This is a genomic window from Nonomuraea sp. NPDC050153, from assembly GCF_044460125.1.
In the GTDB taxonomy this organism is placed as follows: Bacteria; Actinomycetota; Actinomycetes; order Streptosporangiales; family Streptosporangiaceae; genus Nonomuraea.
Genome location: NZ_JBITJQ010000023.1, coordinates 136,710 through 152,116 on the forward strand (window position 1 = coordinate 136,710; position 15,407 = coordinate 152,116).

Sequence of the window (15,407 nt, forward strand, 5' to 3'; positions counted from 1 at the left end):
CCCAGCCACTTTCGAGGGAGCAATCCGCATGCGCCTGCGTGCCACCCCCGTCCTCACCCCCGTCGTCGCCCTCGTCCTCGCGATGGTGGCCGGCCTGCTCACGGCCCTGCCGGCCCGGGCCGAGGTCGTCCACCCACGCCAGCAGTGGTTACGCGACTCCACCGCGGGCCTGTTCCTGCACTGGGGCATGTTCACCGCCCCCCGGCACCTGGACTGCGCGGCCTGGGAACGCGACGTCACCGAAGGCGGCTGGACCCCCGGCTACTGGGTCGACCAGGCCCGTGACCTCGGCGCCTCGTACATCGTCCTGGCCACCTTCCACAGCGCGCTGGGCTACGCCCGCCCCTGGCCCTCCGCGATTCCGGGGAGCTGCGCCACCCGCCGCGACTTCCTCGGCGAGCTGGTGAAAGCCGGGCAGGCGAAGAACGTACGGATCATGCTCTACATGACCGACGACCCGCAGTGGCACGACAACACGGGCGTCGAGATGCTCGACTCGGCCGCGTACTCGGCGTACAAGGGGCGGCAGGTCGATCTGACCACCCGGCCCGGGTTTGGCATGTATAGCTATGACCTGTTCGTCGAGGTGATGGAGAAATATCCGGACCTGGCCGGGTTCTGGATCGACAACGAGAACGAGTACTGGCAGCAGAACGGCCTCTACGAGGAGGTCAGGAAGCGCCGCCCGTCCTGGTTGCTGAGCAACAACAACACCGACACCCCGATCATGGACACGGTCAGCAACGAGCAGAAGACCGGCATGACCCCGGCCTACGACTACCCGCAGGCCGCGTGGACCCCGATGCCGCGCCTGGTCGAGGCCGACTACAAGCTGCCCACCACCGGCGACTGGTGGTACGACGGCGGCGACCACCCGGTCGACGCGCGCCTGTCCACCGGCCGCTACATCGCCAACGCGGGCTCGTCGATGAAGTCGCTGATGGCCGAGACCCCGATGGTGAACGGCCGCTTCCCGCCCCAGCAGGAGGCCTTCAACGCCTTCATGTCCACGTGGGTCCCGCCGATCCAGGAGTCGCTGCGGGGCACCGAGGGCGGCGGTTACCTGTACGGCGGCATGCAGCCCGGCTTCTGGAACGACGGCGCGCACGGCGTGATCACCGTCAGCCGCGACGGCGCCAGGACCCAGTACGTGCACGTGCTCACCCGGCCCAGCACCGATGTGGTGCGGTTGCGTGACAACGGCTACCGGGTGACCCGGGTCAGCGACCTGCGCACGGGTGAGCGGATGCGCTTCAGCCAGTCCGGCGGCTACCTGACCATCCTCGGCCTCACGCGATGGGACGACTACGACACGGTGTTCAAGGTCGAGACGGCCGGCCGCCAGGGCTTCTACGACGGGCTCAAGGCCACCGCGACCTCCGAAAAGGCCGGGCATCCCGCCACCGCGCTCGTGGACGGCAGCTTCGAGGACTACTGGGACTCCGACGGCCGCCTGCCGGTGTCGCTGACGCTGGATCTCGGCAGGCCGAAGAAGGTCGCGTACCTGGCGGTCAACCAGCGCGAATGGTCGTCCACCTACGCCAGGGCGACCTTCGGACGGCCCGAGGACTCGGCCCGGATCAAGGACTACCGGGTCTACGTCAGCGACGACGGCCGCCGGTGGGGAACGCCCGTACGGGCCGGCGCGATGCGCGGCGCGCGTGGCATGCAGATCCTCGATCTGGGCGGGCAGCACGCCCGCTACGTGAAGCTGGAGGTGCTCGACACCTGGGCGGGGGCCCAGGCCCCGCGCTTCCACCGCAAGCTCCAGATCGACGAGCTCCAGGTCGCCGGCTCCTACCCGACCTCACGCGGCGACCTGCCGCTCGAGGCCGAGCGGCAGCAGCGGACGGGCACGGCCCGCATCGAGCGCTGTCCCGCCTGCTCGGGCACCGCCCAGGTGAGCGGCCTGCGGAACGGCACGCTCACCTACCGCGACGTCACGGCCCCGGCGCAGGGCGAGTACCGCCTGCAGATCGACCACACCGCCGCCACGCCCACAACCCTGTCGGTCACCGTCAACGGCGCGCCCCCGATCCAGGTACGCGTGCCGGGCGACAACAAGGCGGTCCCCGCCTCCACCGCCCTCCCCGTCACCCTGAACGCGGGCGCCAACACGATCACTCTGTCCGGGGACGCCGGTGTGGACCGCCTCGCCGTCGCTCCGATGCCGCCGACCTCGTACGTCCCCAAGGCCACCATGACCGTCGACCCGTCGGGCCTGCAATGGGTCGGCGCCGGGCAGCAGACGCTGCGGGTCTCGGCGACTTTGCGCCTGGACAGCGACGACGTGCTCGACCAGCTCGCCCTGGCTCCCGCCGTACCGGAAGGCTGGACGGTCCAGGGCGAGACGATCACGGCCGACACCGTACGGCTCGGGCAGACGCTGACGGGCTCGTGGACGCTCACCTCGCCGCCGGGAAAGGACGTGAGCGCCACCGACCTCCCGATCACGGCCTCCTTCCGGTCCCTCGGCCGCCGGCACACGGTCACCAGCCCGTTGGGGGTCCGCCCGCGACCGGCCGACCGGGTGTTCACGCGGGAGGCAGAGGACTCGCGTAACAAGATCGGCGAGGCGGGGATCACCAACTGCGCGGCCTGCTCGGGCGGCCAGAAGGTACGCAACATCGGCGGCGGCCCGGACCAGGGCAGCACGCCGGACGCGTACGTGCTGTTCGAGGACGTCACGGTCCCGGAGACACGGACGTACACGCTGTACATCGACTTCACCGTCAACGGCAACCGGTCGTACGCCGTGACCGTCAACGGCGGGACGCCGGTCGAGGTGAAGGTGAGCGGCGTGGGCAACAACACCCCCTACACCGTCAGCGTCCCCGTCCCGCTGAAGGCCGGCGCCAACACCATCAAGTTCCACAACGACACCACCCCGGCCCCCGACCTCGACCGCATCTCCCTGGGCTGAGGAAGGCGGCCCGGCCGCCCGCCGGGGTACGGTCGGCAGCGTGCTGATGCCGTTCTGGAAACCGCCCGATCGACCTCGGCCGGTCGGCGGAGATCCGCCGCAAGGCGGTCCGGGCGCCGGGGTGCCGCACGAGCCGGGCGGCGTCGTTCGTCGGGGGCGCCCAAGATGCCCCCGGACGGCGGAGGCTTACGCTTCGTTCATGTCGCTTCTCGCGCTCGGCGACCTCTACCGCCTCTGCGAGCCGCTCGGCCTCACCCACACCTGGACGCCGCCGGAGGACGTGCTGCGCTTTCGCGCCGCGATGGGCCACGAGGACGGCAGAACCACCCCGGTGTGGGGCCTCATGCGGTCGATGGGCCCGGCCGGGCTGATCTGCGCCCGCCCGGCCGACGTGGTCGCCTTCGGCCGCGCCCACCTGGAGGGCGGCCTGCCGGCGAACCCGGGCGCCATGTGGGAGCCGCGGGTCGACATCCCCAACCCGTACACGCTGGGCAGGCAGTGGGGCATCGGCTGGATCCTCGGCGAGCGGAGCGGGCAGCAGGTCATCTCCCACGCCGGCAACACCATCGGCCGGCACGCCGTGCTGTGGGCCGTGCCGGACACCGGGACCGTCGTCTGCGTGACCGCCAACGGCGGCCGCAGCGGCGAGTTCACCCGGGCCGTCGCCACCGAGCTGTTCGCCGAGCTCGACGGCCTGACCGTGCCGTCGCCCACGCCGAAGGTCAGCTGAGGAGATCGACATGGACCTGCGGGATCGCATCACCACGGCGGCGCGCGAGCACGGCGTGCCCGGCGCGGCCGTCGCGGTGTGGCACGACGGCGAGCTGCACGAGGCCGCCACCGGCGTGGTCAACACGGCCACCGGCGTCGAGACCACCACGGACAGCGTGTTCCAGGTCGGTTCCACCACGAAGGTGTGGACGGCGGCGCTGGTCATGCAGCTCGTGGAGGACGGGCTGGTCGAGCTCGACACGCCGGTGGGGGAGTACCTGCCGGGCTTCGCGTTCGGCGAAGTCACCGTCCGCCGGCTGCTCACGCACACGGCCGGCTTCGACGGCGACGTGTTCGAGGACACCGGGCGCGGTGACGACTGCCTGGACAGGTTCCTCGACCATCTGCGCACCGCCGGGCAGGTGCACGAGCCCGGCGAGCTGTTCTCCTACTGCAACGCCGGCTACTGCGTGCTCGGCGCGCTGGTGGCCAGGCTGCGGGGCGGCACCTGGGAGCAGGCGATGCGCGAGCGCCTGCTCACCCCCCTGGGCGCCACGCACGCGGCGCTGTTCGGCGAGGAGGCCGTGCTCTTCCGCGCGTCGGCGGGCCACGTCGGGCCGGACGCCGCCGTCTACCCCCGCTGGCAGATGCCCCGCTCCAACGCCCCGGCCGGCTCCACCATGTGCCTGGCGCCGCGCGAGCTGGTCGCGTTCGGCCGGGCGCTGGCGGCCGGTGGCCTGGCGCCGAACGGCACCCGGCTGCTGTCGGAGCAGTCGGTGGCCGCGATGCTCTCGCCGCAGATCCACGTGCCCGGGGTCGCCGGCGCGCCGGCCGATCGCTGGGGTCTCGGCGTGAAGCTGTTCGGCTGGGGCGCGTTCGGCCACGACGGCGGCACGCCCGGGCAGAGCACGTTCTGGCGCATCGTTCCCGAGTCGGGCTTCGTCATCGCGATGAGCGGGAACGGCGGCTCGTTCTTCGGCCTCATGGCCGACGTGGCGCGGCCGGTCATCGAGGAGGCGACCGGCCTGACCGTGCCCGCGCGGCCCCTGCCGCCGCAGGCGCCGAACCCCGTGGACGGCACCCCGTACGCGGGCCGCTACACCGGCCCGCAGCTCGGCTACGAGGTCGCCGCCGCCGGAGACGGTCTGGACGTCACGCTCATCCCCGGCCCCTTCATGGAGAGCATGGGCGCCACCCGCACGACCGCCCGCTACGTGCACCTCGACGGCGAGTCGTTCATCGCCGTCGAGGCCCAGGACGGCCGGCATGATGTGGTCACGTTCGTGATGCGGGGCGGGAGAGCCGCCTACCTGCACAACGGCCGCGCGGTGGCCCGTGCGTGAGCCGCGGGCCGTACGGGTGACGGAGAGCTCCGCGAGCTCAGGAAGCTCCCTGACCGCGATCAACTTGCCGCCTTTCCTCCTGGACGTTCACTGGCGACGGCATGCGAGCGTGCGGCCGGCGTAATCGTGCCGGATGACCAGGAGCAGGCGCGCATTCGCCGAAGCGCACGGGACGCTCGGCCTTCCGCCCCGACAGGTCGGGACTTTCTTCGATTTTTGGCGAAAGAGTATGGGCAAGTCGAAGATCTCGCTTTATATTACGGCGCAGAGCGGCATTAACCCCTTCAGGTTCCAGCGAATGAGACCCGGCATTCGCCGATGGACCACCGATGTCCCCGGCGATGCCGTACCCCCACGCCACGCCGAACGTGGCACCCTCACCGAGATGGGATGGGCCATGCGGAAATTACCCCTGTTATCCGTCTTACTGCTCACCGCACTCTCATGCCTCGCCGTACCCGTTCAAGCGCGCGCCGCGGTCCCACCGCAGGAGCCGGGCATCACCCTGCGCACCTACGACGTCCAGGTCGAACTGTCCAAGCTCTGCACGCTCAAGCCCGGTCAGACACCGAACGTGGACAAGCTGATGCCCACGATCGACTGGACCTCCGACGCCGACTTCGGCCTGGTCGACAAGTTCGTCACCGAGGCCGTCGGCAACATCGACATCCCCGCCGCGGGCACGTACGAATTCCGGCTCACCAGCGACGACGGCTCCCGGCTGCGCATCGACGACACCGTCGTGATCACCAACGAGGGGCGGCACGCGCCGATCGCCCTGGACGGCATGATCACCTTGACCGCCGGCTACCACGCGCTGCGCGTCGACCACTTCGAGCACCTGTACGGCCAGCAGTTGAAGCTGGAGTGGAAGCCACCCGGAGCCTCGGCGTTCGTCCTCGTGCCGAACTCGGTGCTGAGCACGGACGCGGACGTGGTGCGGGTCACCGCCCCCGGGCGCAAGGAGTGCGAGAGCGGCGCCGACTCTCCCGGCGACGGGCTGCCGCTGGATGCGGTACACCCTGACTTCACGCTCACCGACCTGCGGCCGGACGGTTTCCAGCCGCAGGTGACCGGGATGGACTGGCTGCCCGACGGCCGGTTGGCGATCGCCACGTGGGGCGGCTCGGAAACCAGGCTCGGCGAGGTCTACCTGCTCGGCAACGTCACGGGCAAGACCTCGGCCGCGCGGGTGACCGCCAAGAAGATCGCCGGCGGGCTGCAGGAGCCCATGGGCATCAAGTACGTGGACGGCAAGCTCTACGTGTCGGAGAAGTCCCGGCTGGTGGAGCTGAACGACACCGACGGCGACGAGGTCGCCGACAACCTCAGGACCGTGGCGAGCTGGCCGTTCGGCGGCAACTTCCACGAGTTCGCATTCGGGCTGCTCTACCGCGGCGGCCACTTCTACATCAACCTCTCGGTCGCCATCAACTACGGCGGCGCCACCACCGACCCGCAGCCGGCGCAGGACAGGGGCACGACCATCAAGGTCAACAAGGCCACCGGCAAGGTCGAGTACATCGCCGGAGGCCTGCGCACGCCCAACGGACTCGGCTGGGGCCCGGAGGGCGACCTGTTCGTCACCGACAACCAGGGCGGCTGGCTGCCGGCCTCGAAGCTGGTGCACGTCAAGAAGGACCGCTTCTTCAACCACTACACCAACCCCGACGGCCCGTTCGACGACAACCCGGTGAGCGCGCCCGTGCTCTGGCTGCCGCACAACGAGATCGCCAACTCTCCCAGCACCCCGCTGGTCATGAGGCGCGGCAGGTTCGCGGGACAGATGCTGTTCGGCGACGTCACCTACGGCGGGATCCAGCGGGCCTACCTCGAGAAGGTCAACGGCGAGTACCAAGGCGCGGTCTTCCGCTTCACGCAGGGACTCGAAGCCGGGGTCAACCGGATCAGCCTGGGGCCCGACGGCGCCATCTACGCCGGAGGTCTCGGTGCCGGCGGAAACTGGGGCCAGCCGGGCAAGCTCACCTACGGCCTGCAGAAGCTGACGCCCGGCGACGACAAGGCGTTCGACATCCTGAAGATGCGCGCGATCGAGGGCGGCTTCGAGCTGGAGTACACCCAGCCGCTGTCGGCGGAGACCGCAACGTCTCTGGCGGCCAAATACCAGGTCATCCAATGGCGGTACGCCGCGGCCTCCACCTACGGCGGCCCCAAGGTGGACGAGGAGCCGCTGACCGTCACCTCCGCCAAGCTGACCTCCGGCGGGAGGAAGGTCACGCTCAAGATCGCCGGTCTCAAGCCGGGGCGCGTGGTGCACCTGCGGTCACCGCGTCCGTTCAGCTCGGCCTCGGGGCAGCCGCTGTGGAGCACCGAAGCCTGGTACACGCTCAACTCGCTGGTCGGCGGGCCGACGACCGACACCACGTACGAGGCGGAGAGCGCCTCGCACAGCGGTGGCGCGAAGCTGAACACCGACCATCGGAGCTATTCGGGCAGCGGCTTCGTCGACAGCTACGGGACCGCGGGAGCGTCCACGCAGTTCGCCGTGCGGGCTGCCGAGGCCGGCACGTACCACGTGGGGCTGCGCTACTCCAACGGCCCGAACCCCGCGCCCGGCACCAAGTCGCTGAGCGTCTACGTCAACGGGACCAAGGTCAGGCAGGTGCCCCTGCCCAGCACCGAAACGTGGGAACTGTGGGCCACGCGGGTCGAACCGCTCGCGTTGAAGGCAGGCGCCAACACCATCGCCTACACCTACGACACCGGCGACACGGGCCACGTCAACCTGGACTCCATCACCGTGGCCGCGCGACCGGTGCTCGAGGCCGAGAACGCCGCGCTGCGCGGTGGCGCGAGGGTGAGCACGAACCATCAGGGCTACACCGGCAAGGGCTTCGTCGACGGCTACGCGACCGCGGGCGCGAGCACGTCGTTCACCGTGCGGGCGGACTCGCCAGGCCCGCACAACGTCGGGCTCCGCTACGCGGCCGAGGCCGGCACATCGGTGAGCGTGTACGTCAACGGCGACAAGGTCAGGCAGGTGCGGCTGGCCGCCACCGGCGGCTGGGACGCCTGGGCCGTCCAGACCGAGCCGCTCGACCTGAAGCGTGGCTCGAACAGAATCGCCTACAGGTACGACTCCGGCGACGCGGGACAGCTCAGCCTCGACCACATCACCGTGTCGAAGGCCGAGCGGATCACGCTGTTCGACGGGTCCGGCCTGGCGGCGTGGGAGAAACGGGCCGGCGGCGCGGCGACCTGGCCGATCGCGAACGGCTCCGCGGAGTCCTACGGCGGCGACATCCGTACCCGGCAGACGTTCGGCGACTTCAAGCTCCACGTCGAGTGGTACGAGCCCGACTACCCGCCGGATGTGACCGGGCAGCAGCGCGGCAACAGCGGCGTCTTCCTCCAGGAACGCTACGAGGTGCAGGTCCTGGAGTCGTACGGTGACACCACACCGGCCGCCAACGAGGCGGGCGCGATCTACTCCAAGCGCGCGCCCGACCGCAACATGGCCACCGCCTCGGGAACGTGGCAGACCTACGAGATCACCTTCCGCGCGGCCCGCTACACCGGCGCGGGAGTGAAGGTCGACAACGCGCGGGTGACGGTCGTCTGGAACGGCGTGGTGGTGCACAACGACGTGGCCATCGACGGCGGCACCGGCGACAACATCCCGGAGAGCGCGGCGTCGGGCGGGATCCGCCTCCAGGACCACGGGGACCCGGGCGAGAATCCCCGCTTCCGCAACGTGTGGATCGAACCCGTCTCCTGACCTCATACCGCCCGGCGGGCCGCCCCGCTTCCACGCGCGGTCGGCCTGCCGGGCCGGTCCGAGGGCTCGGTGGCGGTCGCCCTTGAGGAGGAGGGCGCCTGGCTCAAGGGCCGGGCCGGGCCGGCCGGTAGCAGGAGAGGCAAGGAGTGGCCGGCGGCTGGTGGGAGGAGGGCGAAGATCGGCGTCAGGCAGGATCCGAAGGCCGCATCCCGTTTCTAGATTCTGATCATGAAAGCTGATCTGTGCGCCTTCTTGAAAGCGGCCGTGCGCAGGCCCGCGGTGATCGGCGCGTTCGCGCCCACGTCCGAGACGCTGGCCGCGCAGTTGGCCGAGGTGGTTCCGAGGAGGGGCGCGCCGACCGTGCTGGAGCTGGGGCCCGGGACCGGTGCCGTGAGCGGCCTCATCAGGTCGCGGCTGCCGGAGGACGCGCGTCACGTCGCCGTCGAGGTCGACCGGGCGATGGTCGATCACCTGGTGGCGACCAGGCCGTGGCTGGAGGTGCTGCACCTGGACGCCGCCGAGCTGGACTCGCGGATCGGCGCGGGGGAGGTGGACGCGGTGGTGAGCGCGTTGCCGTGGACGCTCATCCCCGAACCGGCGCAGGGGCGGATCATCGAGGCGGTCGCCAGAGTGCTGGCGCCGGGCGGGAGCTTCACCACGATCGCGTACCTGACCGGGACCCCGTTCGGGCCGGGCAGGCGATTTCGACGGCGGCTCGGCGCGTCCTTCGACGAGGTGCTGACGACCAGGACCATCTGGCGGAATCTGCCGCCCGCGCGGACGTACGTCTGCCGGCGTCCCATCACACCCGGGCCGGACAGGCAGGGGACCCCCTTGGCCGGTTGAGACCCGGGCCTGTCAGGGCAGGATCAGGGGTTCGCCGTTGGCGAGGACGTTCTTGAGGACCAGGTTCTCGACGTGCTCGACCACGCCCGGCGTCGCGGTGGCGCCGAAGTCCACGTCGCTCAGCGTGACCCCGCGGATCGGCGCGTCGGCGTACCCGCGCAGGTTGAGGGGCCGTTTCGCGGTCACCACGGTCATGTCCCGTACGTCGATCGTGCCCACGGCGGGGTTGAAGCCGTGCCCCGGCCCCTCCTCGTAGTAGAAGTTGATGTCGATGACCGAGCCGCCGACCTGGCCGATCTCGATGTCCCTGGCGTAGAAGCCCTCGATGAAGCCGCCGCGCACGGAGTTCGTCTTGAACCGCAGCGCGATGTCGAGGTTGGGGCTGGACATCGCGCAGTCCCTGATGAAGACCTCGCGCACGCCACCGGACATCTCGCTGCCGATCGTCATGCCGCCGTGCCCGTCGCGGAACGTGCAGCCCTCGACGAGGATGTGCTCGCTGGGGACGTTCACCCGGCGGCCGTCGGCGTTGCGTCCCGACTTGATCGCGATGCAGTCGTCGCCGGTGTCGAACGTGCAGTCGCGGATCACCACCATCCGGCTGGACTCGGGGTTGCAGCCGTCGTTGTTCGGGCCGTGCGTGTCGACCGTGACGTTCTGGACCAGTACGTTCTGCGACAGCACGGGGTGGATCTCCCACATCGGCGAGTTGACGACCGTGACGCCCTCGATCAGCACGTTCCGGCACCGATACGGCTGGATGAAGGACGGCCGCAGGTAGCCGCCCTCGCCGTACACCCGCTGCTCGACCGGCACCCCCTGCTCGGCCTGGGCGAACAGCGCGGCCCTTGCCTCGGCCTGGTGCGGCTCGCCCGGCTCCCAGCCGTAGCCGCCCGATCCCTTCCACGGCCACCAGTGATCGTTGCCCGCCTGCCCGTCGAGCACGCCGGACCCGGTCACGGCGATGTCGCGCCGGCCGTAGGCGTAGATCAGAGGGGAGTAGTTGAGCAGTTCGACGCCCTCGAACCTGGTCGGCACCAGCGGGAGGTACGCCTTCGGGTCGGTGCAGAACAGCAGCCGGGCACCGGCGCCGACGTGCAGGTCGACGTTGCTCAGCAGGTGGATGGCGCCGGTCGGGAACCGTCCCTCCGGCACGTCCACGTGCCCGCCGCCCGCCTCGTGACACGCCCTGATCGCGGAACGGATGGCCGCCGTGCAGTCCGTGACCCCGTCCCCGACCGCGCCGAAGTCCCGGATGTCGAAGCGGCGGCGCGGGAATTTCGGCCCCCGCACCCGCGCCGCGATGTGATCAGCCCGCCTCCACGGGTCGTCCGCTGAGGCCGGAGCCGAGGTGAGGACCGGGGCGGCGAGGGCGGACAGGGTCATGGCGCGCATGGCATCGCGGCGGCTCAACACGGGCGGCTCCCTACCGGCTTGAGGCACCCGGATCGTATGCCACCCCGTTGTAGTGATCCAGATGTATCCGCGCCCGGAACGCGGGCTGCCGGGTGCATTACTCGCGCTCCTGACAAGTAGACGGGCCCCTCCACCTCCACGAACAAGGTGAGGCCGTTAAAAGTCGCCCAGCGGAATGTTGCCTCCTGGTCAAAGTTCGCGAAGCCGAAGTAGGTATCGCCGAGAAAGCTTGCCCTGTTGAAATTCGCCCAATCGACGCGGCAGCCATTGAAACTGAAGTTGAGCAAGGTGGCGTCGCCCAGGTCAAGGTGTATGCCGTGCCAGAAAACCGGGCCGGAGCGCCACCACCAGCGGCGAAGCCTTGACCAGTTCAGGTGGGCGGTGAGCCGGACGTGCCGTTCTTCGGCGGGGTCTCGGCCAGCCCGAGTCTCGGCACGACCACGAGGTCGTGTGCGTGCGGCGCGCTGGGCGGTTCGGATCTGCCGATCTTCCTCCTGCGGTGGCGTCCACGGCATCCGCAGATAGGCGCAGATGATGTCCACGACGGTCTGGCGCAGCCTGGGGTTGTTCTGTGCGCGCTGTTCCAGAGCGTAAAGTCCGCCGTGCCGGACCGGAGCCTGGTTGTTGCCGAGTTGCTCGACCACCTTGCTGAAGCGGTCGGTGTCGTCGCACCCAGCGCTGATCTCCTACCGGGACCGGTCGCCACGGTGGCAGCGGCAGGCCCGCGCCACCGAACTCCGCACCAGCTCAAAACGGCGTAACCAGCACAAGGACACGCTCGACCCACGCCGGCTCGGGCTGGTGTCGTTCTCGTTCGAGTATGTAGCACGTTTATGGCCACTTCGGCGGCGATGAAGGCACCTACGGCTAACTGCCGTGTTGACCAGCGCCGGTGGAGCACGGAACAGGCGTACTCTGCGGGTCCGATCAGGGGAACGTGGTTTTGTCGTCCCACTTGGTGATCTTCTTGAGTTCGTCAGAAGGGGGCAGCCCTAATGCTTCCGACAGATCTGTACCTTGAAGCCAAGCGCCGCGCAGAGGGGCTGAACTCAAGTTCGTCTTGCTGAAGTCGGCTCCGCTGAGTAGTGCCCCAGTCAAATCGGTTTCCCCCATGTTGACACCGATCGCTTTGACGGCGGTCAGGCTGGCCTTGCGAAGGTCGGCGTTGAAGACGCTTGCCCCTGAAAGGTCAGCCCGCCAGAAATCAGCATGGTCCAGCTCTGCGGCGTCGAAGTTGGCGCCGCGAAGATCAGAATTGCGAAGGTCGGCTCCGCGCAACCGTGTGAAGCTCAAGTCGAGCCACTCATGCTGCGCGTCCGCGGGCCGGTTGCGCCCGATGACCGTCAGCGCTGCCTGTAAATCCGCAGCTGGCTTCTCCGGCATATCCACCCCCACCTTCGGATCGTGCTCCCGAATGAATGCCGCCAGAACGTCGATGATCGTTTGGTTGTAGTCGGGGGCGTCCTCGGCGACCTTTTCGATTGCGTAGATCCCGCCAATCCGCACGTCCAGGCTGGAGTCTCCAAGCTGGGCGATCGCACGGGTGAACCGCTCGTTTACCTGCCCCTTGTTAGCGATATTCAGGTTCTCACGGGCAATCTTGACTTCTTCGCGAGTCGAGTCAAGGGCGATGGAGGTCTGAGAAAGCCCGATCCCAGTGAAGATCAGCCCTGCGATGACGCCTAGTGAGGTGACGACCTGGACGCCGGTCAGGATGGTCTGATGTCTCGCAGCTCGGGCGGCAATGAACAGTTCAGCCCGCTTGTCTGCAGAGAGAGCAGCGAATTCGGCGGAACTTAGGGGATCCACGGTGATAGGGCTACGGCGAAATCGAGCCATACCCAGAGTGTGACGTCCCCATACGGTTCTGGCGAGCCGGTCTACATCAAGCCCAAGGAGCGCTGCGACCTTACGGCGGTCACACGAGACCCCACTGGCCAGGGACGTGAGCAGGCGAGCCGCCTCTTCGATCAGGCTTGGTGCGTACAGGCCCCCGTAGCCGTCGTAGATCCGCCGAATAGGAGAGGCCGTGTCGGTCATGGCCGCCTGCCGCCACCCAGCATGCCGTTGTACCGAGACCCCCGAGAAACGGAGACGTAGATCATGGCTGTGGACATCCGCCAGTACGAGCCCATCGACACCGTCGTGGAGGCGGTCGAGGTGAACGGCCTCGACCTCGACGACATCGTCGCCTGGATCAACCGGGAGTCGAAGCTGAAGGGCATCGTCGGGCAAACCGCCCTGCGCGGCCGGTCGGCCGAGTACGCGGACTTGCAGACGCCGGAGGGGATGCTGCGCCGGCCTGGGCGATTCGCCAAGCAACAGCGTCGCGACCATGCGCGTAGCCGCACGGTCGGGACGGCTGGAATCCCCCGGATTCATCCGTGGGGAGCGCTTCAATACATCGTGACGGACGGCGCGGGCTCGTTCTGGAAGGTGAGCCGGTCGGTGTTCCAGCGCAGCTACGCCCCGGCCACCGTGGCCGCCGGCAACGGCGGCGAAGGGGAGTAGATGCGGATCCAGGTGCTGCGGCCTGCGCTGTACGAGCCGGCCGGGGTGAGCGAGGATCCGTTCGCGCTCATCGTGGACCAGGCCCAGCCGGAGGGAACGGCTGGGCCACGCCATCACTCGCGGTGTGGGCCGAGCAGATCGGCGCCCGCGGCGTGTGGGTCACGCCGGAGACTGTGGAGATCGTCGAGCCCGAACGGCCCCAGCTCGTGGATCACGTGCCGTACGGCGACGCGGCGGAGCGCAGGCGGCGGCCGGTGATTTCGTTGGCGGTACCGCCCTACCGCCTGGACGCGTTCGCCACTCACGCCGCTCTGAGCACCGGCCCAGTTCCACCAGGAGAGCCTGACCTTTCCCCCTCTTGACGGCGGCCCCGCCAGCCGGGATCGCCTTTGCAACAGTCGCGCTTTGCGGAGTGCCGCTTATTCCCCGAAAGCGGTCGAGGAATAAGCGGCTTTCAGCCGGCGGAAGGCACTGTCCGGAATATTAAGTGCCTTTAGACCCGTCAGTGTCACTGCTCGGCCTGCACAAATTCCCCTCCATCCCTGGAAGTAGCTCCCGAGCGGTCGCAGCCAGCACTGGTGATCGGCACTCCCCTCACGTCGAAACCAGGATGAACGGGGTTGAATCGGTACCATCCGGGCCCCTCGGGGGTGATGTCTACGGGCCCCAGACCGCCTCCCGATAGCCAGTAGCGGATTCTTCCGCAATAGTTGTCTCCGATGTAAATAGCAGCGGTGTATCGGTAGCCTGAATATTGCCCGGCTGGAATCAGGTCATCGTAACAACCCTGCCTGTAAACGCAGGCGGTCGTATTCCAGACCTGGATGGCGCCGACGGCGACATTCCCGGTATTGTGAACCTCGTTGTCCGTTGGTGAGGCCGTCGCTGCGGAGGGTGTCGCACCAGCCAGAAGGCCGGCCGTCAGGGCAATCGCGGCAGCCCATGCCATTTTCTTCATTTTCCCTCTCTCCTGCCTTTTGAGTTCCTGCTGGATCTTTCCGTGATCAGTGCTGTGCCGTACTTGCCTCCGCCCTGCCAGGGCTTGCTGTCCCACTGGCGTCTACATTTGCGCCGTATTCGATGAGCAACGGCAATTGAGAGAAAGGTAACCCTTTCGCTCCAATGTCGACCAGGACAGCAACCGGACATTTCGAGGGCATTCGGGTCCTCTCATGCCGCGTACATAGATAGAATGAATGCACGGAGTTTCAGGTGCGTGACGGATGGCTTCCGGTGCGGTACGCCGAGGTATGCGGCAGGGGTAAAGGAGGGCGGATACGGGCCCGCGGAGCAGGAACGGCGCGAGCCTGTACGGCGAAGCGTGTAGACGGCGTGCAATTCGTTGGCGGTGCCGCCAACGAATTGCTGAGGAGGTGAGACGGGGGCGATGGCTGACCAGAAGCGCAAGTTGGAGATCGCCCAGCGCCGGACTCAGGCGCTCCGGATGCGGATCGCCGGAGTGTCCCCGACTCTGATCGCGGAGCGGCTGGGCTGCAACAGCCCACAGGCGGCCTCCGGTGACATCACCGCGGCGCTCAAGCGGGCCGCCAAGGCGAAGTGCAGGCGGCCGACACCTGCCTGAAGATCATCAATAAACGGGCGTCGCTGCTGGGCCTGGACCAGATCAACCGCAACGGCCACCCCGACCACCCCGACCACGACCTGGCGTCGCTGCTCGGCACCATGCCGGCCCAGCTCCAGCAGCGCTACCAGGTGGCCGCCCCGGACCTTGACGCCATCAAGGCGGCCGACGTGCAGGCCGAGGTCGTCACGGTCGAGGTGCTGTACGACGACGCCGGGGGCGAGGCATGAGCCTTGCGTTGGCGGTGCAACTGTCACCCAAGCAGGAACGCAGCATCGCCGAATCGAACGCGCGCCTGAACATCTGGCACAGAGCCATCAGATCGGGGAAGACGAT

Annotated in this window: 12 protein-coding genes; 8 read left to right on the forward strand and 4 right to left on the reverse strand. The window is 68.6% G+C overall.

All coding sequences use genetic code 11. From position 1 onward, the window contains the following. The first annotated feature begins 28 nt into the window (after window positions 1-28). The 5 genes from ACIBQ1_RS40740 (at window position 29) to ACIBQ1_RS40760 (ending at window position 9,562) form a co-directional block, all read left to right on the forward strand. On the forward strand, window positions 29-2,923 hold the full coding sequence (locus tag ACIBQ1_RS40740; protein WP_397285544.1) for a CBM35 domain-containing protein: 2,895 nt from the start codon (window positions 29-31) through the stop codon (window positions 2,921-2,923). 199 nt (window positions 2,924-3,122) lie between these two features. Next, complete coding sequence (locus ACIBQ1_RS40745; protein ID WP_397285546.1) at window positions 3,123-3,653, forward strand: serine hydrolase domain-containing protein; 531 nt, start codon at window positions 3,123-3,125, stop codon at window positions 3,651-3,653. A gap of 10 nt (window positions 3,654-3,663) precedes the next feature. After that, complete coding sequence (locus ACIBQ1_RS40750) at window positions 3,664-4,977, forward strand: serine hydrolase domain-containing protein (RefSeq protein WP_397285548.1); 1,314 nt, start codon at window positions 3,664-3,666, stop codon at window positions 4,975-4,977. A 397-nt stretch (window positions 4,978-5,374) separates the two neighbouring features. Next, on the forward strand, window positions 5,375-8,716 hold the full coding sequence (locus ACIBQ1_RS40755; RefSeq protein WP_397285550.1) for a family 16 glycoside hydrolase: 3,342 nt from the start codon (window positions 5,375-5,377) through the stop codon (window positions 8,714-8,716). Between the two features lie 228 nt (window positions 8,717-8,944). After that, the gene (locus ACIBQ1_RS40760; RefSeq protein WP_397285552.1) at window positions 8,945-9,562 is read left to right on the forward strand and encodes a class I SAM-dependent methyltransferase; all 618 of its coding nucleotides are present in this window, start codon (window positions 8,945-8,947) and stop codon (window positions 9,560-9,562) included. A 12-nt stretch (window positions 9,563-9,574) separates the two neighbouring features. On the opposite strand, the gene ACIBQ1_RS40765 is transcribed toward ACIBQ1_RS40760, so the two are convergent. The 3 genes from ACIBQ1_RS40765 to ACIBQ1_RS40775 form a co-directional block, all read right to left on the reverse strand. Continuing rightward, window positions 9,575-10,975: a glycoside hydrolase family 28 protein gene (locus ACIBQ1_RS40765; protein WP_397285554.1), complete on the reverse strand. Its 1,401-nt coding sequence runs from the start codon at window positions 10,973-10,975 to the stop codon at window positions 9,575-9,577. Continuing rightward, window positions 10,972-11,622 (reverse strand): pentapeptide repeat-containing protein, encoded by a 651-nt coding sequence (locus tag ACIBQ1_RS40770; RefSeq protein ID WP_397285556.1) that lies wholly within the window; start codon window positions 11,620-11,622, stop codon window positions 10,972-10,974. Before ACIBQ1_RS40770 ends, ACIBQ1_RS40765 begins: the two co-directional genes overlap by 4 nt. A gap of 283 nt (window positions 11,623-11,905) precedes the next feature. After that, window positions 11,906-13,018 carry a pentapeptide repeat-containing protein gene (locus ACIBQ1_RS40775; RefSeq protein ID WP_397285558.1) on the reverse strand — a complete coding sequence of 371 codons (1,113 nt, stop codon included), beginning with the start codon at window positions 13,016-13,018 and terminating at the stop codon, window positions 11,906-11,908. 63 nt (window positions 13,019-13,081) lie between these two features. Here ACIBQ1_RS40775 and ACIBQ1_RS40780 point away from each other — a divergent pair, with 63 nt between their 5' ends. Then, window positions 13,082-13,489 carry a hypothetical protein gene (locus ACIBQ1_RS40780; protein ID WP_397285560.1) on the forward strand — a complete coding sequence of 136 codons (408 nt, stop codon included), beginning with the start codon at window positions 13,082-13,084 and terminating at the stop codon, window positions 13,487-13,489. A 508-nt stretch (window positions 13,490-13,997) separates the two neighbouring features. Here ACIBQ1_RS40780 and ACIBQ1_RS40785 read toward each other — a convergent pair. Continuing rightward, the gene (locus ACIBQ1_RS40785; protein WP_397285562.1) at window positions 13,998-14,447 is read right to left on the reverse strand and encodes a hypothetical protein; all 450 of its coding nucleotides are present in this window, start codon (window positions 14,445-14,447) and stop codon (window positions 13,998-14,000) included. A gap of 429 nt (window positions 14,448-14,876) precedes the next feature. On the opposite strand from ACIBQ1_RS40785, the gene ACIBQ1_RS40790 reads away from it, so the two are divergent. Beyond that, window positions 14,877-15,071 carry a hypothetical protein gene (locus ACIBQ1_RS40790; protein ID WP_397285564.1) on the forward strand — a complete coding sequence of 65 codons (195 nt, stop codon included), beginning with the start codon at window positions 14,877-14,879 and terminating at the stop codon, window positions 15,069-15,071. After that, entirely contained in the window at window positions 15,047-15,301 is a 255-nt protein-coding gene (locus tag ACIBQ1_RS40795; RefSeq protein ID WP_397285567.1) for a hypothetical protein, read from the forward strand. The genes ACIBQ1_RS40790 and ACIBQ1_RS40795 overlap by 25 nt, the downstream gene beginning before the upstream one ends. Window positions 15,302-15,407: the final 106 nt, after the last annotated feature.

Bases quoted from the DNA above. Each gene is read 5' to 3' on its own strand.
- ACIBQ1_RS40740 (WP_397285544.1), top strand. From the start codon at position 29: ATGCGCCTGCGTGCCACCCCCGTCCTCACCCCCGTCGTCGCCCTCGTC.
- ACIBQ1_RS40745 (WP_397285546.1), top strand. From the start codon at position 3,123: ATGTCGCTTCTCGCGCTCGGCGACCTCTACCGCCTCTGCGAGCCGCTC.
- ACIBQ1_RS40755 (WP_397285550.1), top strand. From the start codon at position 5,375: ATGCGGAAATTACCCCTGTTATCCGTCTTACTGCTCACCGCACTCTCA.
- ACIBQ1_RS40775 (WP_397285558.1), bottom strand. From the start codon at position 13,018: ATGACCGACACGGCCTCTCCTATTCGGCGGATCTACGACGGCTACGGG.
- ACIBQ1_RS40785 (WP_397285562.1), bottom strand. From the start codon at position 14,447: ATGAAGAAAATGGCATGGGCTGCCGCGATTGCCCTGACGGCCGGCCTT.
- ACIBQ1_RS40790 (WP_397285564.1), top strand. From the start codon at position 14,877: ATGGCTGACCAGAAGCGCAAGTTGGAGATCGCCCAGCGCCGGACTCAG.
- ACIBQ1_RS40780 (WP_397285560.1), top strand. From the start codon at position 13,082: ATGGCTGTGGACATCCGCCAGTACGAGCCCATCGACACCGTCGTGGAG.
- ACIBQ1_RS40760 (WP_397285552.1), top strand. From the start codon at position 8,945: ATGAAAGCTGATCTGTGCGCCTTCTTGAAAGCGGCCGTGCGCAGGCCC.
- ACIBQ1_RS40750 (WP_397285548.1), top strand. From the start codon at position 3,664: ATGGACCTGCGGGATCGCATCACCACGGCGGCGCGCGAGCACGGCGTG.